This is a genomic window from Ruegeria sp. CDSC051 (assembly GCF_059610665.1).
Map to the genome: position 1 here is coordinate 714,361 of NZ_JBXWOC010000001.1, position 20,590 is coordinate 734,950.

General features: G+C 56.1%; 20 protein-coding genes. 3 read left to right on the forward strand and 17 right to left on the reverse strand.

What is annotated here, in order from left to right:
- Positions 1-5: 5 nt before the first annotated feature.
- From AC2FH0_RS03700 to AC2FH0_RS03710, 3 genes are all read right to left on the reverse strand, one after another.
- Positions 6-1,355: a cytochrome P450 gene (locus tag AC2FH0_RS03700; protein ID WP_496788604.1), complete on the reverse strand. Its 1,350-nt coding sequence runs from the start codon at positions 1,353-1,355 to the stop codon at positions 6-8.
- On the reverse strand, positions 1,352-2,566 hold the full coding sequence (locus AC2FH0_RS03705) for a hypothetical protein (RefSeq protein ID WP_496788605.1): 1,215 nt from the start codon (positions 2,564-2,566) through the stop codon (positions 1,352-1,354). Before AC2FH0_RS03705 ends, AC2FH0_RS03700 begins: the two co-directional genes overlap by 4 nt.
- A gap of 63 nt (positions 2,567-2,629) precedes the next feature.
- A complete protein-coding gene (locus AC2FH0_RS03710; RefSeq protein WP_271946989.1) occupies positions 2,630-3,382 on the reverse strand; it encodes a cytochrome c biogenesis CcdA family protein in 753 nt (250 codons plus the stop codon).
- A 105-nt stretch (positions 3,383-3,487) separates the two neighbouring features.
- On the opposite strand from AC2FH0_RS03710, the gene AC2FH0_RS03715 reads away from it, so the two are divergent.
- Positions 3,488-3,721, forward strand: coding sequence for a sulfurtransferase TusA family protein (locus AC2FH0_RS03715; RefSeq protein ID WP_271946987.1), 234 nt, complete (start codon positions 3,488-3,490; stop codon positions 3,719-3,721).
- Between the two features lie 45 nt (positions 3,722-3,766).
- Here the strand turns inward: AC2FH0_RS03715 and AC2FH0_RS03720 are convergent, their stop codons facing one another.
- From AC2FH0_RS03720 to purC, 7 genes are all read right to left on the reverse strand, one after another.
- Positions 3,767-6,502 carry an Rne/Rng family ribonuclease gene (locus AC2FH0_RS03720; RefSeq protein WP_496788606.1) on the reverse strand — a complete coding sequence of 912 codons (2,736 nt, stop codon included), beginning with the start codon at positions 6,500-6,502 and terminating at the stop codon, positions 3,767-3,769.
- 505 nt (positions 6,503-7,007) lie between these two features.
- A complete protein-coding gene (locus AC2FH0_RS03725; RefSeq protein ID WP_142633961.1) occupies positions 7,008-8,342 on the reverse strand; it encodes a sigma-54-dependent transcriptional regulator in 1,335 nt (444 codons plus the stop codon).
- Between the two features lie 12 nt (positions 8,343-8,354).
- Positions 8,355-10,133: a sensor histidine kinase gene (locus AC2FH0_RS03730; protein WP_496788608.1), complete on the reverse strand. Its 1,779-nt coding sequence runs from the start codon at positions 10,131-10,133 to the stop codon at positions 8,355-8,357.
- Between the two features lie 36 nt (positions 10,134-10,169).
- A complete protein-coding gene (gene purQ, locus AC2FH0_RS03735) occupies positions 10,170-10,838 on the reverse strand; it encodes a phosphoribosylformylglycinamidine synthase subunit PurQ (RefSeq protein WP_496748984.1) in 669 nt (222 codons plus the stop codon).
- A gap of 22 nt (positions 10,839-10,860) precedes the next feature.
- On the reverse strand, positions 10,861-11,091 hold the full coding sequence (gene purS / locus AC2FH0_RS03740) for a phosphoribosylformylglycinamidine synthase subunit PurS (RefSeq protein ID WP_142633967.1): 231 nt from the start codon (positions 11,089-11,091) through the stop codon (positions 10,861-10,863).
- Positions 11,092-11,186: 95 nt separating this feature from the next.
- Entirely contained in the window at positions 11,187-11,846 is a 660-nt protein-coding gene (locus AC2FH0_RS03745; protein WP_496691286.1) for a MarC family protein, read from the reverse strand.
- A gap of 130 nt (positions 11,847-11,976) precedes the next feature.
- On the reverse strand, positions 11,977-12,732 hold the full coding sequence (purC, locus tag AC2FH0_RS03750) for a phosphoribosylaminoimidazolesuccinocarboxamide synthase (protein ID WP_496708419.1): 756 nt from the start codon (positions 12,730-12,732) through the stop codon (positions 11,977-11,979).
- 186 nt (positions 12,733-12,918) lie between these two features.
- Between purC and AC2FH0_RS03755 the strand changes: the two genes are divergently transcribed.
- Both AC2FH0_RS03755 and bmt read left to right on the forward strand, forming a co-directional pair.
- The gene (locus AC2FH0_RS03755) at positions 12,919-13,236 is read left to right on the forward strand and encodes a DUF1476 domain-containing protein (protein WP_142633973.1); all 318 of its coding nucleotides are present in this window, start codon (positions 12,919-12,921) and stop codon (positions 13,234-13,236) included.
- Between the two features lie 118 nt (positions 13,237-13,354).
- Entirely contained in the window at positions 13,355-14,368 is a 1,014-nt protein-coding gene (gene bmt, locus AC2FH0_RS03760; protein WP_496788609.1) for a betaine--homocysteine S-methyltransferase, read from the forward strand.
- A 5-nt stretch (positions 14,369-14,373) separates the two neighbouring features.
- Here bmt and AC2FH0_RS03765 read toward each other — a convergent pair whose 3' ends face one another.
- The 7 genes from AC2FH0_RS03765 to argC all read right to left on the reverse strand — a co-directional run bounded on the left by AC2FH0_RS03765 (position 14,374) and on the right by argC (position 20,501).
- The gene (locus tag AC2FH0_RS03765) at positions 14,374-15,150 is read right to left on the reverse strand and encodes an enoyl-CoA hydratase-related protein (protein ID WP_142633977.1); all 777 of its coding nucleotides are present in this window, start codon (positions 15,148-15,150) and stop codon (positions 14,374-14,376) included.
- A gap of 71 nt (positions 15,151-15,221) precedes the next feature.
- Positions 15,222-15,680 (reverse strand): cytochrome c-type biogenesis protein, encoded by a 459-nt coding sequence (locus AC2FH0_RS03770; RefSeq protein WP_496788611.1) that lies wholly within the window; start codon positions 15,678-15,680, stop codon positions 15,222-15,224.
- On the reverse strand, positions 15,677-17,641 hold the full coding sequence (locus tag AC2FH0_RS03775) for a heme lyase CcmF/NrfE family subunit (protein ID WP_496788612.1): 1,965 nt from the start codon (positions 17,639-17,641) through the stop codon (positions 15,677-15,679). Before AC2FH0_RS03775 ends, AC2FH0_RS03770 begins: the two co-directional genes overlap by 4 nt.
- Before the next feature lie 75 nt (positions 17,642-17,716).
- Positions 17,717-18,295 carry a holin family protein gene (locus AC2FH0_RS03780; protein WP_496788613.1) on the reverse strand — a complete coding sequence of 193 codons (579 nt, stop codon included), beginning with the start codon at positions 18,293-18,295 and terminating at the stop codon, positions 17,717-17,719.
- Positions 18,286-18,897, reverse strand: coding sequence for a holin-associated N-acetylmuramidase (locus AC2FH0_RS03785; RefSeq protein ID WP_496788614.1), 612 nt, complete (start codon positions 18,895-18,897; stop codon positions 18,286-18,288). The genes AC2FH0_RS03780 and AC2FH0_RS03785 overlap by 10 nt, the downstream gene beginning before the upstream one ends.
- A 121-nt stretch (positions 18,898-19,018) precedes the next feature.
- Positions 19,019-19,465, reverse strand: coding sequence for a cytochrome c maturation protein CcmE (ccmE, locus tag AC2FH0_RS03790; protein ID WP_142633987.1), 447 nt, complete (start codon positions 19,463-19,465; stop codon positions 19,019-19,021).
- 7 nt (positions 19,466-19,472) lie between these two features.
- Positions 19,473-20,501 carry an N-acetyl-gamma-glutamyl-phosphate reductase gene (argC, locus tag AC2FH0_RS03795; RefSeq protein WP_496700241.1) on the reverse strand — a complete coding sequence of 343 codons (1,029 nt, stop codon included), beginning with the start codon at positions 20,499-20,501 and terminating at the stop codon, positions 19,473-19,475.
- Positions 20,502-20,590 lie beyond the last annotated feature (89 nt).

A 20,590-nucleotide genomic window follows, 5' to 3' on the forward strand; every position in this document is an offset into this window, starting at 1 on the left:
GTTTGTTAGCGCTCAACCAGGCGCAACCAAATTCCATCTTTGGATCTGACGGTCAGATGAGCCACCGGAACCGGCTCTGGCGTGTCCGAGATTTCGAACCTGAACTTCCGCAGTAGTGACGACAGCAATAAGGGACCTTCGACCATTGCAAAACCGGCACCGATGCAAATGCGCGACCCGGCCGAGAATGGGATGAATGCCTCTCTGGGACAACTTTCCTCATTGCCCTTGGCCCAGCGGGACGGGTCGAACCCGTCGGGGTCTGCCCACAGACGTTCGTGCCGATGCAGGTGCCATGGGCTGATGACTATCTGCGAGCCCGGTTTAATAGCCCGGCCCCTGAAGTATTCGCGGCATGTGGCCTCTCGCACCATCATCGGGACCGGAGGGTACAGGCGCAGCGTTTCCCGAAACACATCGCGGCTGAGCTTCAGCAGCGATACGGAGGTAAAATCGGATAGGTCCAGCCCTTGCGCCTCGGCCGCCAGCTTGTCCTGCCAATCCGGGTGGGTCGCCAAAAGGTACAATGCCCAAGCCAACGCAGAAGCGCTGGTCTCGTGGCCTGCCAGAAAGAAGATCGCCACCTGATCAGCCATCTCCTGCGTGTCAAAACACTTGCCGGTCTTGGGATCAGCCGTTGTCATGATCTTTGTCGCCAGATCATGCGGCGCCTGCCCGGCCTCAATCATCCTCGCGCGTTGAGCGGTCATTTCGGTGATCAGCATCCTGATTTCACGCGCGGTCTTGCGAGTTTTTCTGGAATGTAGCCGCGGCATCCATTTGGGCAGAGGCAGAAACGCCGCCAAGTTCAACAGCGGTTGCTCTCTTTGATAGGTTCGGAATTTCTCAAAAACCTGAGACGCAACGCGGTCTTCAATCGGTACAGAAAAAAGCGTTCGAAAGATCACATCCGCGGCGACGTGACTGGTGACCTCTTCGCACTCGATGACAGAACCGGCCTGCCCGCGCAGACGCGCGACGCAGGCCTCTGCCGCCTGGACCATGGCCGGATAGGTATCTTTCAGGCGCCCGCCCTCAAACGCCGGGTCGATAACCCGGCGCTGGCGTTTCCAGTTTTCACCATTGGTCAGAAAGACCGAATTCCCCAGCAACGGCCGCAGACCCTCGCCAATACGGTCTGATTTCGGAAAATCATCGGGGCGTTTTTTCAGAACGGTTTCAACAAGTTCTGGTTGGTTCGTCAGATATGATCGAAAGAACGGCGTCTTAAACTCGGCCATCCATGCGCGGTACAATCGCTGCGGCTGTGCCGAGAGGATGTCCTTGCGAAACAACCTGAAATAGCGCCACAGCGAAACCCTGTCTGGCCGCGATGTGGGCTTTGGCGGGGTCATGCTTGCACCGAAACATACTTGGATACAGATCGCACAATCCGTGATCCCGAGGGTTTACGCCCTGCGAACCGATGCCCAAGCGACAGAGACCCGGCAGTCACGCGGAAATAATCATACCTGTCCGGGTGATCAAAGGCGCAGAGATATTGGAAATGCAGTCTGAAAAACCGCCACCTCAGGGCGCGCCACCGTTCTGCTGACAGCGTTTGCGTAAACGCAGCAGATAGCACCAAAGGCCAGCGCTGATCGGCATCCGCGACCCCGCTTACAGCGACAGGATCACACAGAGCGAATGCGCAGCCGTCCCCGGGTGCAGAAATGTCGACCCAAGCCAAGTCTTCGCGTTTCGAAAGAAACCTCAGGTCCGCGCGCAGATCATATGCGTTGGGCAGGAACGAGACCATGGGAACCACCTGCCCCAATGTCAGAAAGGACAGCTCAGGCCCGTCTGTGCCCACCCGTCCGGATCGGATCAGATCGGCCAGAACCGTGACACCCAGATGAGCGCCGGAACTGTGGCCGACGATCAGAACCTCATCCGTCTCATCGGTAAGAGCTGCGGCAATCGCATTTGTGAACTCCGATAGGCGTCCGGCCAATTCAGGAGGTGTTTTACCGCCTGAAGCCGCTGAATAGGCGTAATCGTGCATCAGGTAATAGACGAACAGCCTGTTGTCGATTTTCCGGAACCACAGCATCAGCACATAGGCAACACCAATAGACAGAACCAACGCCACCAAAGACAGGACCGGCGCAAGCAGAACCGTCAATCCGATGACCACAGCCATTGCGACCAAAAGCTGTGCGATCAGCATCACGATCGGGTAAAGCGCGGCTATCACCGGACCTTTGCGCAATCGCATCAGGCGCCATAACACGCCCGTCGAGATATAGATCCATGCCGTACGCAGCATCTGCAGATAGGTGGCCGCAATCGAGTTCGACATGCTGGAGCGTACGATGTCGGACCAGACCAGCACCTCGACATCTGTGTGAACTTCAGCCCCGTCCTGAACCGAATGGACGTGCCATCCATACAAGCCCTCTCCGGTTTTGGGCGAGACCGAGATTTCATACCCTGAAATAGCCGCCTGTCTTGCGCTTTCACTGCGGTAAAGCTCGCGATAGCGCCGTGGGGGGATCGGGTCATATCCGGGAATATAGAATACCCTACGCCGTTTCACCCGAGGCTGATTTGTCTGACTGCTCATGGTCTTACCTTCTGCGACGCAGGTTAGCGCAGCATTACAGCCAAAGTAAGTCAGATAAGAGGGTTACCCAAAGTTTGCCAGCGCGGGGAAGGCTTCCAACAGCCACCAGCTGAACTCAGTGAACAGGCCGGTGATCAGCATGATACCAACAAACAGCAACAGTCCACCCATGATCCTCTCGATCAGTGCCATATGGGGCTTTATTCGGTTCATCACCGACATGGATCGGTTCAGGAACATCGCGGCGAGCAGGAAAGGTATGCCAAGACCCGCTGCATAGACGCCCAACAACAATGTCCCACGTGCGACGGATGCCTCGGAGGCAGCCAGCGACAGGATCGCACCCAGTTGCGGGCCGATACAGGGTGTCCAGCCAAAGGCGAAGGCCAGACCCAGAATATAGGCCCCAAAGACAGACCCGCCGCTGTCGCCGGCTTCGATCCGGGCCTCACGGTCAAGGAATGGGATGCGGAAAACGTTCAGGAAATGCAGGCCAAAGACTATGACAACCGCGCCCGAGATCTTGGCGAACAGCACCTGGTTCTGCAGCACGAACGCCCCAAACGCAGAGGCTGTGAAGCCAAGCAACAGAAACACCGTGGACAGCCCCATAACAAAGAACAGCGCCGAAAGTGTCGCCTTTCTGCGTGCACGGGCCTCATCCTGCATCTCGTTGATCGTGACGCCACTCATATAGGCGAGATAGGGCGGCACAATCGGTAGCACGCAGGGCGATAAAAAGCTGATCAACCCACCGAGCAATGCGATGAACATGGCGGGCAACAGCCCTGCGTCAATGATATCAATTCCGAACATGTTTCAGCACATATGTCATGAAGTCGCCCGCGTCACGGGGCCATTCGGTCACATCCTCGTGGTTGCACGCTGGACACCGTCTGAAAGTGGAAATATCTCAGGTACATGTCAAACCAAACCGAGACACTGGACGCGTTGGGGCTGCTGTGCCCTCTGCCCGTCCTGAAGGCCCGTAAACGGCTCAAGTCAATGCCCGCGGGAGCGGTCTTGAAAGTGCTAGCGGATGATCCCGCTGCAGTCATTGATGTTCCACATTTCTGCATGGAAAGTGGACATCGATTGCTGTCACAGGAAGAATCTGACGGGCATCAGGTCTACACCATCCAGAAGTCCGTTTGAGGCCTATCAAAGAAAAAGGCGGGCTCTGAGGCCCGCCTTTTCAAGTTACTGGCCCAACGACCACCAACCGCGCCGTTTTGGCTTGGCAGGCTCCGATGGCGTTTCCGGTTCATCCGCAACCACTTCCAGCACAGGCTCTGTGACTTCTACTGCTGGTTCCTCAGTGGCTTCAACCGCAACAACCTCTTGAACAGGCTCTGCCGCTTCCGGCGTTTCTTCTGTCGGCACGGCAGTTTCCGAAACCGTTTCCTGTTTCGGTGCTGCTTCGGCTTCGACAGTTTCGATTTCTGCCGGAGCTTCCGTTTCAGATTCGACCTTGGCCTCTGGTTCAGCTTTGACGACCTGTTCGGTTATCGTCTCGGCATCTCCGGCGTCCTTCTTCTTGCGACGCGGAGCCCGGCGGCGTTTAGGCTTGGCAGGCGCTTCTTCCTGCGCCTCTTCCACCGCTACTACGGTATCTGTTGCAGGTTCTTCCACAGCTTCCTCGGACGCTTCAGCTGTATCTTCATCAGCCTCCTGCCCGTTAGAATCCTGCCCCTCGGCACCACCATTGCCCTTCTTGCGACGACGCCGACGGCGCTTGCGCTTGGGTTTGGTTTCATCTTCAGCCTGCGGCGTTTCTTCTTCGACGGTCTCTTCTTCAGAGGCGTCGACCATTTCCATCAGCGTGGCATCAACCGATACAACCGGCGCACTGGCTTCTGGAACAATCCGGCTGGCGGTCTTGAACTTCTCCATCGAGAAATCAGGGCTTACCAGATGCACATCCCCTTCGATGCGAACCGACAGACCATAGCGCGCTTCAATCTGTGCGATATGCTCGCGCTTTTGGTTCATCAGGAAGTTGGCGATGCTGACCGGGCAGCGCACCAGCACCTCGCGTGAGCGACGGCGCGTGCCTTCTTCCTCGATCTGGCGCAGAATGCTCAGCGCCATGTTGTCATCCGAACGGATCAGGCCGGTGCCATGGCATGCCGGACAAGGCTGTGTCGTTGCCTCCAACATACCGGGACGCAGGCGCTGTCGGCTCATTTCCATCAGACCAAAACCAGATATACGACCAACCTGGATGCGCGCACGATCTGTTTTCAGCTTTTCTTTCAGGCGTTTTTCGACAGCGGCGTTGTTCTTCCGCTCGTCCATATCGATAAAGTCGATGACGATCAGACCGGCCAGATCACGCAGGCGCAACTGGCGAGCCACCTCTTCGGCGGCCTCAAGGTTGGTCTTCAGTGCCGTTTCCTCGATCGAACCTTCTTTGGTTGCCCGACCCGAGTTCACATCGACCGCGACAAGCGCTTCGGTTACGCCGATCACGATATAGCCACCCGATCTCAGCTGTACCGTCGGGTTGAACATCCCCGCCAGATAGCTTTCCACCTGATAGCGCGCGAACAATGGCAGCGCGTCTTCGTACCGCTGCACATTCTTGGCGTGCGACGGCATGATCATTTTCATGAAGTCCTTGGCGATGCGATATCCGCCCTCGCCTTCGACAAGTACCTCGTCGATGTCACGATTATAGAGATCACGGATCGACCGTTTGATCAGGTCGCCTTCTTCATAGATCTTCGCAGGCGCGATGGATTTCAACGTCAGCTCGCGGATCTGCTCCCACATACGTTGCAGATATTCGTAATCGCGCTTGATTTCGGATTTGGTGCGTTTCGCCCCGGCGGTCCGAATGATAAGACCCGCCCCTGTCGGGACGTCAATCTCAGCCGCAATTTCCTTAAGCTTTTTGCGATCAGGCGCGTTGGTAATCTTTCGGCTGATGCCGCCGCCCCGCGCGGTGTTCGGCATCAAAACACAATATCGGCCAGCAAGTGACAAATAAGTGGTCAGAGCTGCTCCTTTGTTGCCACGCTCTTCCTTGACGACCTGCACAAGCAGAACCTGGCGTACTTTGACGACTTCTTGAATCTTGTACCGGCGCGCGCGCGGTTTGCGCGGAGGACGGATGTCTTCGCTGTCATCTTCGTCGGCAACCGACTCAATAGTCTCGTCTTTTGCGGTGGCGTCCGTACGGGTGTTTTCTTCTTCGTCGTCGCCAACCTCGTCAGAGGCGTCCTCGGCGTTGGCTTCAGCGCTTGTCGCGTCATCCGCGTCCGTCTCAGTCGCGGCGCTTTCCTGCGCCCCGGCCTCTTCGTCCGTGCCGACTTGATCAGCGCTAGCATCTGATTGGTCGACTTCTTCCGCAGGCGCGTCTTCAGTCTCTGCGGTTGCTTCTTCCGCCTCCGGTTCGTCCGTCGGCTCTTCTACCGGAGTTTCTGCCACATGATCGGCCGGAGATGTTCCTTCTTCTACAGAAGGATCATTGGCCTCATCGCTCTCATCCAGGTCAATCGTTTCCATGCCTGTGGGTTCGGACGAGACCTCGACCGATTCCACTGCATCATCCGATTTGATATCGGCGGCCTTGGCCCGCGAGCGCGAACGGCGTCTTTTGGGCTTGGTTTCCTCAGCCTCATCACGCGCACGCATTGCCTCGGCATAGGCGCGCTCTTCTTCCATCAGAGCTTCGCGATCAGCGACGGGAATCTGATAATAGTCGGGATGAATTTCGGAGAACGCCAGGAATCCGTGGCGATTTCCGCCATAGTCAACAAAAGCTGCCTGCAGCGAGGGTTCGACCCGTGTAACTTTTGCTAGATATATGTTGCCAGCAAGCTGACGTTTGTTTTCGGATTCAAAATCAAATTCCTCGACCTTGTTTCCATCAACCACCACGACGCGGGTTTCTTCCGCGTGGGTGGCATCGATAAGCATTTTCTTAGCCATGTTTCCTTGGTGCACCGCGCCAAACGCGTTGTCCTAACCCGTCCAGGAGGACAGGTGCTTTTGGGGTGGTGTCTTGTCAGGGCGATTTCAGACGGCGCGCTGCAGGGTCTGGCACTGTGGCCCCCTGCCCGTACACTCAGTCGTTGCGCGCGCGTCATCGCGGTTCTTCTCCGACAGGCGCGAACGACCGCTGCCTGCCCATTATTCCTTTCGCCCGCTTTTCTGCGGGCTCAGGCGTTCAATCACCCCGTTAAGGGGCACAATCGGTCTGCTTGGCCAGTGTGGGACCTGGTCTCCACCAGTGGCGTTGCAGCGAATCTCAAAGATCGGGACTTTTCGGCGTCAAATCCGCCCGGCCCGTCTGGTTACAATAAAAGCAGTCCTGTGGAAAAGACAATGGGCAAACTGCATTGAAGACCCCGACCACCGGTCGGGATCTCGTTATCCAGCTAAAAACATTACTTGGTATCACCCAAAGGGCGACAAAGGCATCGCCTCAAGCCCGTCACAGGTAATCGGAACGTTGCAGGCCATATTTGGCCATCTTCTCATTCAATGTCCGACGCGGCAGGCATAGTTCATCCATAACCGAGGCAATCGACCCCTTATGCCGCCGCATGGTATTGTCGATCAGCATCCGCTCGAATGCCTCGACATATTCCTTGAGCGGCTTGCCTTCGGTCGTCATCACGGGCTGCATTTCTTCGTGATCAGACATCAACAGGGACGCGATCGTCCCCGATCCGCGACGAGATTGCAGCACGGCACGTTCCGCGATGTTTATCAGCTGCCGTACGTTTCCGGGCCACGGCGCTTGCAAAAGCTGAGCCGCCTCTTGCGCACTGACCTGAGGTGCATCGCAGCCGTATTCTTCGGCGAATTGCTCGCTCAGCCGTGTGAACAGGGTCAGAATGTCTTCGCCGCGCTGACGCAGCGGCGGCATTGTGATCCGCAACGCTGCAAGCCGGTAGAAAAGATCGGGGCGCAGAACGTCCTCGCTGGTTTTCCCAGCTTCCTGAAGGTTGGAAATGGCGACGATGCGGGTTTCAGCAGGCGTGCCCTGATCGTTCATGACACTCAGCAGTTTCGCCTGAAGCGTATCGCTGAGCGCCTCGACATCCTCCAGAACCAGGGTTCCACCCCGGGCTTCTTCAATCGCGGGCAGTTGGCTGTCTTCGGGCATCATCGGGCCGAACAGACGCTTCCCCAACGCCTCTTCCTCAAGCGCGGCACAGGAAACCAGGACAAATTTCTTGCCGGCGCGGCTGCCAACGGCATGCAACGCATGTGCGACCAGAGTTTTGCCGGTGCCGGTCTCTCCGTCGATCAGAACATGACCGTCGGCCTGCCCCAGATCCAGAATATCCTCACGCAGGCGCTCCATCACGGGGCTGGCACCGATAAGCTTGTTCATGATCTGAGTGCCACCGGACAGCTCGCGGCGCAGGGCCCGGTTGTCCAGCGTCAACCGGCGGGCGTTGCTGGCACGTTTGGCCAGTTCGGACATCCGATCAGGGTTAAACGGCTTTTCCAGGAAATCAAACGCGCCAACGCGCATGGCCTCAACCGCCATTGGCACGTCACCGTGGCCTGTGATCATGATCACCGGCAAGGTGCTGTCCGCGCCCATCAGCTTTTTCAACAGCTGGATACCGTCCATACCAGGCATCTTGATGTCCGATATGACGATACCCGGATAATCCGGACCCAGAACTTTCAGTGCATCCTCGGCACTGGAAAAGGTTTCAGTGTCATAACCCGACAGTGCCAGCCATTGGCTGATCGACTGGCGCATGTCCTGTTCGTCATCAACAATGGCGATTTTCATGGCCTGTGCCATATTCATTCCTCGTTATTCAGCGGCCTCAAGGCCATCGCTTCCAAGTATCGGCAGTTGCATCTCAAACACCGCGCCACCGTGCTGGCTGTTGCGCGCGGTCAGCCGTCCCCCATGGTCGTTCACGATACCGGATGAGATGGCAAGCCCCAGACCGACTCCATCGCCGGGTTGTTTGGTCGTGTAGAACGGCTCAAACAGGTTTTCGATGTCTTCAATCCCATAGCCATTATCGCGTACAGTCAGCACCGCCTGGTCACCCGCGGCCAGTATGATTTCAACATCCGGTTCCGATACAGACTTGGTGGCGTCCAAGGCATTACGCAAGAGGTTCACCATCACCTGTTCGATCCGCATGCGGTCGCCCATGACCAGTACGGTTTCTTCCGGTAGTATCTGCGTAATCTTGACGTGCCTCTGACGCAGTTGCGGCTCCATCATTGAGAGGGATGAAGCGAGCGCTTCGCTAAGGTTAACTGGTGAAAACGCATCCGCACCCTTGCGGGCATAGGACTTGAGCTGGCGTGTTATTGCGCCCATCCGTTCAATCAGGCCGTCGATGCGGCCAAAGCTGGCCAGCGCCTCTTCGGGGCGGTTCCGCCGCAGCAGCAATCGCGCGCCGGCAAGATAGGTCTTCATTGCAGCCAAAGGTTGATTCAGCTCGTGGCTGACGGCCGCAGACATCTCGCCCAGGGCCGCGAGTTTCGAGCTTTGGGCCAGCGTCTGCTCGGCTACTTCCAGCGTCTTTTCAACCCGTTCCCTCTCAGCGATTTCCCGCTGTAGCCTTGCGTTCAATGCGCGAAGCTCTGCCGACTCGCGCTGGAACAAGGCCATTCTGAACGTGGCCCTACGGCTGAGCGCATAGAAGGCAAGCGCCAACAGAATCGCAAAACCCATGATTTCCAATGCAAGAACGCTGTTTACCTTCTCACGGATCGAGGCGTAGGTCGTGAACGAGGTCATGGTCCAGCCGCGGAATGGAATGCGTGTCTCCATGCGGATCACCGCCTCGCCCTGTAAATAGGCGTCAGGGGGCAGAGCCGTCCAATCGGTCGTGGCCCTGATAGCGCGCTGGATGGCACTTTGCGGCGGCTGCCGCAGCATGGCGGCCCCCTCCTCTACTCCGCGCCATTGCGGTTCAGTCGACAGAATAATGGTGCCCGTACTGTCAGCGACCAGAACAGCATCGGAGATCCCTGCCCAGGCGCGTTCGAATTTCTGCAGATCAACCTCGACAACGATGACACCAAGGATGTCCGACGAGGCCTCCATCCGGCGCGAATAGATAAAGCTGTAACCACCGGATTCCTTTTCAATCACGGTGAAGATGGTCGAGTTTGACCGAATGGAATCTACAAAATACGGCGCGTTTCTGTGCGTCTCGCCCAACCGGTTGCGATCAGTTGCGGCAACAGATCGGCCATCCCGATCCAAAAGCATCAAGGATGCGGCGCCTATCTCTTCGACAAAAGAAATAAGTCGCTGCGTAGACAGTGTAAAATCGCTGGATTGCAACGCCGAGATCAGCGTCGGATCCCGCGCCAGCAGCTGCGGTACAATCGCATTTCTGCGCAGCTCGCTCAGCAGGTTTCCGGAATACAGCGCAAGGCGCAGCTCGGCCCGGTTTCGCGTGGATTCAGTAAACCGATCCGTCAGCAGACTGTTGGTTATCCATATCGTCGCAACCGTTGCCAGCAAAAGCACCAGAACAGCCGCGCGCAAAGGCCAGCCAAGAGGCGCAGCGCGGAGCGGTTTGAACAGTGCAGACCAGGTAGAGCGTGTGTCGGAACTCATCCCCGAAAGTTACGCGGGCTAAGATGCAAGCTCAAGTCACGCAGGTGCGACAATGCCCGACAATGCGCGAAACAATGCCGTTCCATCGGTGCCACCATGCCCTTCGTCTGCCGCTCGTTCGGGATGCGGCATCATACCAAGAACACGGCGGTTTTCAGACAGAATGCCCGCAATGTCGCCAACCGAGCCGTTCGGATTCTCGGTATAGGTGAATGCGATCCGGTCGTGATCCCTGAGCGCGGACAATGTAGCCTCATCCGCGAAATAGTTTCCATCATGATGCGCAATCGGAATGCCGATCACATCGCCAGCGTTATAGCCTTGGGTAAAGGCGCTGTCGCTGGTTGCGACCTTCAGGCCTACGGTACGACAGATATATTTCAGGTTCGCATTGCGCAGCAGAGCGCCGGGCAGAATGCCCGTTTCGGTCAGGATCTGAAAACCGTTACAGATACCAACCGCATACCCACCCCGTTCGGTGTGGTCCACCACGGCCTTGCAGATCGGGGATTGTGCGGCAATCGCTCCGCAGCGCAGGTAGTCTCCATAAGAAAACCCGCCGGGGACACCGACAATGTCCAAGCCCTTGGGCAGAGCGGCATCTTTATGCCAGACCATGTCTACCTGGAATCCGGCCTGTTCAAAGGCAACGGCAAGATCCCGATCACAGTTGGAACCGGGGAAAACGATGACAGCTGCGCGCATGGCTAGCCCTCCTGCAAGCGGTTCAGACCAGTTCGATCTCGTAGCGTTCGATGACCGTGTTAGCCAACAGTTTTTCGCACATCTCGGTGACGTCCGATTCCGTCGCACCCTCGGCGAGTTCAAGATCAATCACCTTGCCCTGACGGACGCCTTCGACCTGATCAAAACCCATGGCACCCAATGCGTGGCGCACCGCTTCACCCTGCGGGTCAAGTACCCCGGTTTTCAGCATCACATGCACACGTGCTTTCATTTACTGCAACTCCAGCTGAGGGCCGGTAATTGAGGCCCGTTCCGTTGTGCGCGGGGATAGCGCGACTGTCGGCGTTCGACAACCCTTGTCAGCACCTACCCGGAACCCTTTAGCGCGGGATAATGCGTATCTATTGCGTTGAAGGTCCCTGTCAGAACCATTTCAACCGCTACGGCAACCAAAATGATGGCCATAACACGGGTGATCACATTGATCATTGTCGGCCCAAAGAACCTGGAAATAGGGTCAGCGAATAACAATCCCAGCCCGACAATAGCGCAGGCAATCAAAACGGCCGCCCCCAACGTTACTACCTCGGCGCCGTCGGGCAAACTATGCGCGAACACAATGGTTGTCGCGATAGTGCCGGGCCCAATCGTCAACGGGATAGCCAGGGGAACAACCGCAATGTTCTTCTTCTGCGCGCCATATTTAACGGCTTTCTGATCGCTTTCTGACCGGTCAGACGCGTTCAGCATCGACATGCCAACCCCAAGAATGATCAACCCACCAGCGATGCGAAAAGACGGAATGTCGATACCGAAAAGCGCCAGAATTTCTTCGCCGATCAGTACCGAAATCAGTGATACAATCACCACCGTGGCTGTCACAACCATTGCAACGCGTTTACGTTCTGGCGGGCTGTACCCCTCGGTCATGCTGAGGAAGATCGGGATGCCGTATAGCGGGTTGAAGATCGCCAGCAGCGCAGCGAGGAACTTTAAAAATACTGCCTGATCAAATAGCTCGGCCATTTTTTTTCACCCGATTACGCTTGTTCAACAGACAATGCCGGACAAGCTGCGGCCCTGTCAAATACCCGATCTCAATTAAAAAACGCCGCCCGGTATTGGCGGCGTTTTTGCATTGTTCTTCGGCTTTCGATCAGTTGATCAGGGTCGGTTTGGTCACATTGCTTTTCGGCAGAACACCTAGGCGACGCGCAACTTCCGAGTAGGCGTCGGTCAGGCTGCCCAGGTCGCGGCGGAACACGTCCTTGTCCAGCTTCTGGCCGGTTTCGATATCCCAAAGACGGCAGCTGTCTGGGCTGATTTCATCCGCTATGATCAGGCGCTGGAAGTCACCTTCATAGACGCGACCGATTTCAATTTTGAAATCGACCAGACGAATGCCAACCGCCAGCATCACACCGCTCATGAAATCATTCACCCGCAATGCTAGGCTAAGAATGTCTTCCATGTCCTGCTGGCTGGCCCAGCCAAAGGCGGCGATATGTTCTTCGGTGACAAGAGGATCACCCAACGCATCGTCCTTGTAGCAGTATTCTACTATCGGGCGCGGCAGCTGTGTCCCCTCGGCAATGCCAAGGCGTTTGGACATCGTGCCAGCCGCGAAATTGCGAACAATAACTTCAAGCGGTACGATTTCGCAGTTGCGGACCAACTGTTCGCGCATGTTCAGGCGACGGATGAAATGGGTCGGCACACCGATTTGATTCAACCCGTTCATGAAGTATTCGCTCAGGCGGTTGTTCAGCACACCTTTCCCGTCGATTACGTCCTTCTTTTCAGCGTTGAAGGCGGTGGCGTCATCCTTGAAATACTGCACGATTGTACCCGGTTCAGGGCCTTCATACAAAATCTTGGCCTTACCTTCGTAAATTTTCTTGCGACGCGCCATGAGCGACCTTTCCAGACTGTCGCGAGGGAAAAAGTTCCTTCGCCTTGGCGCTCTCTTAGTCCAACCCCCACCTTCCCGCAAGTTCCGAGGACCGAGAGGCTTTGACGCAGCGCAAATACCTTGCACCCGGATCGTCGTATCGTCATATCATTAAGGAAAGAACTACCAACCCAAGGGGTCCAACTGATGACTACGTTTGACGAGCGCGAAAATGCATTCGAAGCAAAATTCGCCCATGATGAAGAAATGCAGTTCAAAGCACAGGCGCGTTGCAACAAACTGCTTGGCCTTTGGGCGGCCGAAAAACTGGGCAAAACCGGTAATGAAGCCGATGAATACGCAAAATCCGTTGTGATTTCAGACCTGGAAGAAACCGGGCACGAGGATGTCGTGCGCAAAGTTTCCGGCGATCTCGGGGATCTGTCTTCGGATGACGATATCCGCGCAAAAATGGCCGAGTTTCTGGTCGAGGCCAAAGCACAGGTTCTCAACGAAACCAACTAAGGTCTCCCCGCAATATTCATGATCTTCATGAGATTTATGAATTTGATTTGACGCCCCGGTCATGAGACACGGGGCGTCTCGCATTTTTAGCGCGGCTCGCCAGTTTCGGAATATTCTTATGACAAATGCGCTCAGCAAACTTCTGGACTCCAACACGACTCTTTTGGCGGATGGAGCAACAGGTACAAACCTATTCAACATGGGCCTGCAGTCGGGCGATGCTCCCGAGCTTTGGAACGTGGATGCGCCGGAAAAAATCCGCGCGCTTTATCAGGGTTCGGTGGACGCAGGCAGCGACCTTTTCCTGACCAACACATTCGGCGGGACATCTGCGCGTCTCAAACTGCACGAGGCTCAGAACCGGGTCGCTGAACTGAACCGCGCAGGCGCAGAACTTGGCCGTGAGGTTGCTGACAAAGCCAACCGTCCGGTTATCGTCGCGGGATCGGTCGGACCAACCGGCGAGATCATGCAGCCTGTTGGCGCCCTGTCCCATGCCGATGCCGTGGAAATGTTCCACGAACAGGCGCAGGCATTGAAGGACGGCGGTGTCGATGTTCTTTGGGTCGAAACCATCAGCGCCCCAGAAGAGTTCAGGGCCGCGGCAGAAGCCTTTGCGCTGGTTGATATGCCTTGGTGTGGCACGATGAGCTTTGACACGGCTGGCCGCACCATGATGGGTGTCACATCCGCCGACTTTGCTCAGTTGGTTGAAACGCTCCCTAACCCGCCGGTTGCCTTTGGCGCAAATTGCGGGACTGGCGCGTCTGATATTCTGCGCACTGTCCTTGGATTTGTCGCACAAGGTACGGAACGGCCGCTGATATCAAAAGGTAATGCCGGTATTCCGAAATATGTGGATGGACATATTCATTATGACGGCACGCCGGAACTGATGGCTCATTATGCGACCATGGCGCGAGAGGCCGGCGCAAGCATTATCGGCGGATGTTGCGGCACAATGCCCGAGCATCTGCGGCACATGAGAGCTGCGCTTGACGCTGCCCCCTCCGGTATACGCCCAACCCTTGATCAGATCACGGACGCGCTGGGCCCGTTCTCATCCGCAACTGACGGGACTGGCGAGTCTGCCCTTCCGGAACGCCGCGTGCGTAAACGCCGCCGCGCCTGACAACCTCAACGCCCTTCGAATTTCGGGGGGCGTTTTTGCATGAAGGCAACGACGCCTTCGGAAAAGTCTCGGCTGCGGCCACATTCACCTTGCAGATGCGCCTCTGCCTCGAGCTGTTGCGGCAGAGTGTTTTCATAGGTGCCGCGAATAGCCTTTTTGATGGCGCCAAACCCTGAGGTTGGACCTTTGGCCAGATACATGGCCCGCTTGCGCCAATGCGCTTCGAACTCCGCGTCGGGAACGGCTTCCCAGATCAGGCCCCAGTCGTCGGCCTGACGAGCACTGATCTTATCGGCAAAAAGAGCAGCGCCCATGGCTTTGGCGAACCCCATCTGGCGCGGCATAAACCAGGTGCCTCCAGCGTCGGGCAACAGGCCGATACGGGCAAAAGCCTGCAGGAAATAAGCACTCTCCGTCGCGATCACGATATCCGCGCATAGCGCCAGATTGGCCCCTGCCCCCGCAGCAGCGCCATTTACTGCGGCGATTGTTGGAACCGGGCAATTATAGATTGCTTCAAGCATGGGCTCGTATTCGTCGCGCAGCGTGCGCTCAAGATCAATCTTCCCGGTGCTTGAGGCATCACCTAAATCCTGACCCGAGCAAAAAGCGTTTCCCTTACCGGTCAAAACAATCGCGCGGGCATGGGTGGCAGCGTGTTTCATCGCGTGCGTGACTTCGGCCCGCAACTGAGCGGTCATTGCGTTCAACTTCTCTGGGCGGTTCAGAGTTACCACTGCTAGATCATCCGCAATGTCCAACAGGATCGCTTCGTATTCCATCCACCCCTCCAAGGTTCGCTGCGCCTGCGACCCTGCCTCAATTTCCAATGAAGGAAAAGGTGAACCGAAGGTCAATCTTTGAGGATTTCGCGTAATCGTTCTTTCTCGGCGTCGCTAAGGAGGCCGTCACCTTCCCTTCGGTCCTGTTCCGCCGATCTTTTGCGTAAAAAGCTGAAACCAGTCGCCACAGCGATCAAAAGCATGATCGGACCGGCCAGCCACAAAAGGATGTTCGATCCTGACGTTGTTGGCCTTAGCAAAACATATTCGCCGTAGCGATCAACGATAAAGTCAATCGCCTCTCCATCTGTGTCGCCGGCCACCAGGCGTTCGCGCAATAACAGGCGCAAGTCACGGGCCAATCCTGCATTGCTTTCGTCTATGCTTTCGTTGCGGCAAACCAGACAGCGCAAGCCGGAACTCAGATCCCGCGCCCTCTGTTCCAGGATCGGATCATCAAGCACCTCGTCAGGTTGGACAGCCATGCTTGGCGTTGCCAGTAAAAGCAGTATCAGTAGAAACCGTTTCATTCCGCCGGAACCCCCTGCGTCGGCGTCTTGCGCGCGCCTGCCGCAACGCGAAAACGCCTGTCGCACAGGCTAAGAACGCCTCCGAGCGCCATCAGTAGGCACCCGCCCCAAATCCAATTCGCTAAAGGCTTGATATAAGTCCGCACGACCCAGCCACCATTTGTCTGCTGATCTCCAATGACGACGTAAAGATCCCTGAGAAACCGATAGTCGATCGCAGCCTCAGTCGTTGGCATCCTTGAAACTGGGTAGTCGCGTTTTTCCGGATGCAGTGTTGCGATTGTTCGACCGGCCTGTTCGACCTTTATATCGGCTGTAGTTGAGAAATAGTTGGGCCCCTCGACATTCCGAACCTGTTCAAGTGTCAGGGTGAACTGGCCAACCTCGAAAGGCTGCCCCGTCTGCGCAACGCGGATATCCTCGACCTCCCATGCGGTCAGCCCGGCGATGGCAAAGATCGTAACCCCCAGTCCGGTATGGGCTGCAGCCTTGCCCCAATCGGCACCGGGCAGTCTGAACAGACGCTGCAGGTTGTTTTTTCTTCCAGTACGGCTCCAAAGGTCCACAATAGCGCCAAATGTGATCCAGGCCCCCAGAAACAGCCCCACGGGTCCCAATGCGCTGCGACCGGTCTGCATGACCCAAACGAGCAAGCCAAGCGCAACCGCCAGAAGGAATGCGAACCGCAACGAATGCGCCGCCTTGCCAAGCTTTCCACGTTTCCACGGAAGCATTGCACCAAGCGGTAATACAATCCCCAGCGCAACCATGAACGGTGTGAACGCCGCATTAAAGAACGGCGCACCGACCGAGAGTTTGCGATCAAATGCCATCTCGGCCACCATCGGCCACAAGGTTCCGAAGAACACCACGAAACAGCTGACCGCCAGTAGAATATTGTTCAACACCAGGGCGCTTTCGCGGCTGACCATACCAAACACGCCCTTGGCCTCCATCGCTTGCGCGCGTGCCGCATAGAGTGTCAACGCACCGCCAATGAAGACCACAAGAATGATCAGGATAAACACGCCGCGTTCAGGATCATTGGCAAAGGCATGTACCGAAGTCAAAAGCCCCGATCGCACAATGAACGTCCCGATCAGCGAAAAGCCAAAGGCGATGATCGCCAGAAGGATGGTCCAGCTCTTCAGCGCTTCACGCTTTTCGACCACGATAGCAGAATGCAACAGGGCTGCCGCCAATAGCCACGGCATGAAAGAAGCGTTTTCGACCGGATCCCAGAACCAGAACCCGCCCCAGCCCAGCTCGTAGTAGGCCCACCAGGATCCAAGCGCGATCCCAATGGTCAGAAAAATCCATGCGGCCAGCGTCCAGGGACGCACCCACCTCCCCCAAGAGGCATCCACGCGCCCTTCGATCAGCGCGGCCACTGCAAAGCTGAATGCCATGCTCAGGCCGACATAGCCCAGATACAGAAACGGCGGGTGGAATGCCAAGCCTGGATCTTGCAACAATGGGTTGAGATCCCGCCCATCGAACGGCGCGATAATCAGACGGTCAAATGGGTTCGAGGTGAGCAGGATAAAAGCGTAAAACGCCACCCCTACGGCCGCCTGAACCGCCAGCACGCGCGCTTTGAGCGTCGGAGGTAACCCTGCGCCAAAAAAAGCGGCCATGGCCCCGAAAACTGCAACGATCAGGACCCACAGCAACATTGACCCTTCGTGGTTGCCCCACGTGCCGCTGATTTTATACAGCATCGGTTTGGCGGAATGGCTGTTTTCAACTACTATCCGCAATGAGAAATCAGAGGTGGTAAAAGCCCAGACCAACGCCGCGAAAGAGAAGGCGACTAACAGAAACTGTGCAATAGCGGCGGTTTCTGCAAAGGACATCCAGCCAGTCCACCGTTTCGCAGCCCCTATCAGCGGAATGACCGTCTGAACGATGGCGACGAGAAAGGCGAGTATCAGCGCGAAGTGACCAAGTTCTGTAATCATGGTCCCGCATATATTCCTGTTGAGGGACAATCACCAATCACTTTCGCCTCTGCAGGACGCACATAGTGTCGCGGGTCAGGCGGACCGACCCCGCCGCCAATCCTCGAGCGCAGGGTTGAAATCGGGTTTTAGGACCTCATCGGCCAAGCCTGCATCTGTCCCAGTATCAGCGACCCCGACCAAACGTTCCCGCATCTCTGCCAGTGTTTCGATGTTTTCCATAACTTTCGGAGTACGTGTCATCGTTGCCGAAATTTCACGCTGCAGATCCTGCACTTTGGTCTGGTGTCTTGCGCCGAAATAGAACGAGACGACCACGCCCAACAACCACCACAAGGGCTCAGGCACCAACGCAATCCCCTGCATCCGAACGGCAAACCAAAGCGGATCTACCATAGCGGCGATAAACAGCCCCAATGTTCCCAAGGCCATGGCGGGGCGCGGCAGCCGATTGAGCCCGTCCATAAAACGGTCAAATGCACCTTTTTGAGCCCGCTCGAACTCAGCCCTATACTGTTCCAGTACTCCCTGTTGTCGCGTCAGGTCGCGTTTAGCGCCATGCTCAGCATTTTCACGAAAGACTTCCGCTGTTTCACGCACGACATTTCGACCCTCGCCAAACAAGAACGCAAATATTCCCGAGATCAGCCCCATTCGGAAACCCTCCTTTGAAACTCTGCGTCGCTAAGATGATAGGTCGGTGACAGGAATTCCTCAGCGCGTCGTATCCAGCCACCTTTTGCCCCAGACCGGGACCGAGCATATTTGCGAGAGGCTGGAAGCCGTTCCGCTATCCGGAAATAATAGTTTCTCCTGGCAACGCCATAGGCATCCCGCAGCGCGACAGGGTCCGGTTCAGACGCAGCACTACATGCCTGCGCCGTCTGCGGGCCTACAACGCCATCTACGACGACATGATACCCCATTTCACGCAGCAAATGTTGCATAATTTTAACAGCTTGAGCGCCTGAATTCACGTACATGTCGAAAACAGATGGCTGCAGAATGTTAGGCAGTAGGTGTAATCGTGGTTTTGAGAAATAGTGGCGGATAAAGATTTCAACGGCCTGCGGCCGGCTCAGCCGCCTTACATCGGATACATCAACGTTCCCGTCCTGCGTCAGGTCCAGTTGCAATCTGCGCATGGTATGGATTGTTACGCCGAATTTTGTCGCTCCACCCGGATCGTCGGGGTCATCGACAAAACCACCTTCACGCGTAACTATCTGTTCCGCGATCTGCCGAACCGTCTGCATGTACTGTTCTCCAACTTGGGACAGACAGACGCTCGGACAATTCTGTTAATACAGCGAAAATAGAAAGGGCGTTGCATGTCGATCCACGCAACGCCCGAATTCCGATCTCAAAGCCTATGGCTCAGCTCTCGCCGGCCTCCTTGTAAATACCTTGTTCTTTCAACGCGTCCACAACCTCTTTTGGCATATAGGTCTCATCGTGTTTCGCAAGAATTTCTGAGGCTTCAAAGACTCCGTTTACGTAGCTTCCGGTGCCAATCATACCCTGGTTTTCCGAGAACAAATCAGGCAAAACCCCAGTAAACGTGACCGGCACACTTTCGCCTCCGTCCGTCACCACAAAACGCACGGTTTCCCCTTGCCCCCGCACGATCGAACCCTCTTCGACCAGACCACCGATCCGGAATACTTCAGTCGGTTTTGGCGGCTCTGCCATTACTTCACTGGGCGAGCGGAAGAAATTGATGCCGTCCTGCATAGCGTATCCGATCAACGCCGTAGACACTGCCAAAGCAACGATTGACAGAAGGATGATCTGAACGCGACGACGTTTCTTGAGCGTTTTCATTTGTTCCTCATGGGAAAAGTGGGGCCATCATCAGACCCGCAGTTTCAGCTTCACCTAACATTAGGTTAGCGTTCTGCAAGGCTTGGCCACTGCTACCTTTTGTCAGGTTATCCAGTGCTCCGATCACAATGGCGCGCCTCTCGATCCGGTCGCTGACCACGCCGATATGGCAGAAATTCGAGCCGCGCACATGGTGGGTCGAGGGTGTTTCGCCAAATGGCAGAATCTGGATAAATGGTTCGCTTTCATAGGTTTTCACGAGCGCTTCATAAACGCTCGTGGGGTCACCTTTGACATATGTAGTGGCTAGGATACCCCGGTTTGCTGGAACCAGATGCGGAGTGAACTGAACATTGACCGGGCGCCCTGCAAGGGCAGAAAATTCTTGATCGAATTCCCCCAAATGCCGATGCGTACCGCCAACAGCATATGCGTTATACCCTTCGCTAAGTTCGGCATGCAGCAGGTTTTCTTTCAGCGACCGCCCGGCACCAGACACCGCGCATTTGAGGTCCAGAATGATGTCATCCAGATCAATGACACCAGCCGAAATCAAGGGGCGCAAAACATATTGTCCGGTGGCGGCGTTGCAGCCTGTTCCGGCAACCAAGCGGGCCGTGCGAATTTGATTGCGATAAAACTCGGTCAGGCCGTAAACGGCCTCCTCCTGCTGCTCCAAAGCCGCATGAGGGTTGCCATACCATTTTTCATATTCCTCAGGGTCGCGTAGCCGGAAATCGGCGGACAGGTCGATGATTTTAAGGTCCTTCGGCAGATCGCGGATAACTTCCTGGCTGGTTTTATGTGGCAGCGCGCAAAAGCACAGGTCGATCCCTGAAAAGTCGATTTCCGAAATCTTGCAAAGAACCGGTAATTCCAGGTGCCGCAAATGTGGAAATACCTGCGCCATCGGCTGTCCGGCTTTCCGCTCGGCAGAAAGTGCAGCGATTTCCATATTCGGATGCTCGGCGATCAACCGAACCAGTTCAGCGCCGGTATAACCCGAAGCGCCCAGAATTGCGATTTTGTGGGTCATCTTGGACCTCTTGAAACTGTATGCCACTGTTCATGCCCGCCACTGTGACGGTCATGGGATTACGGGTTCTTTCAGGCCGCGTCTTTGAC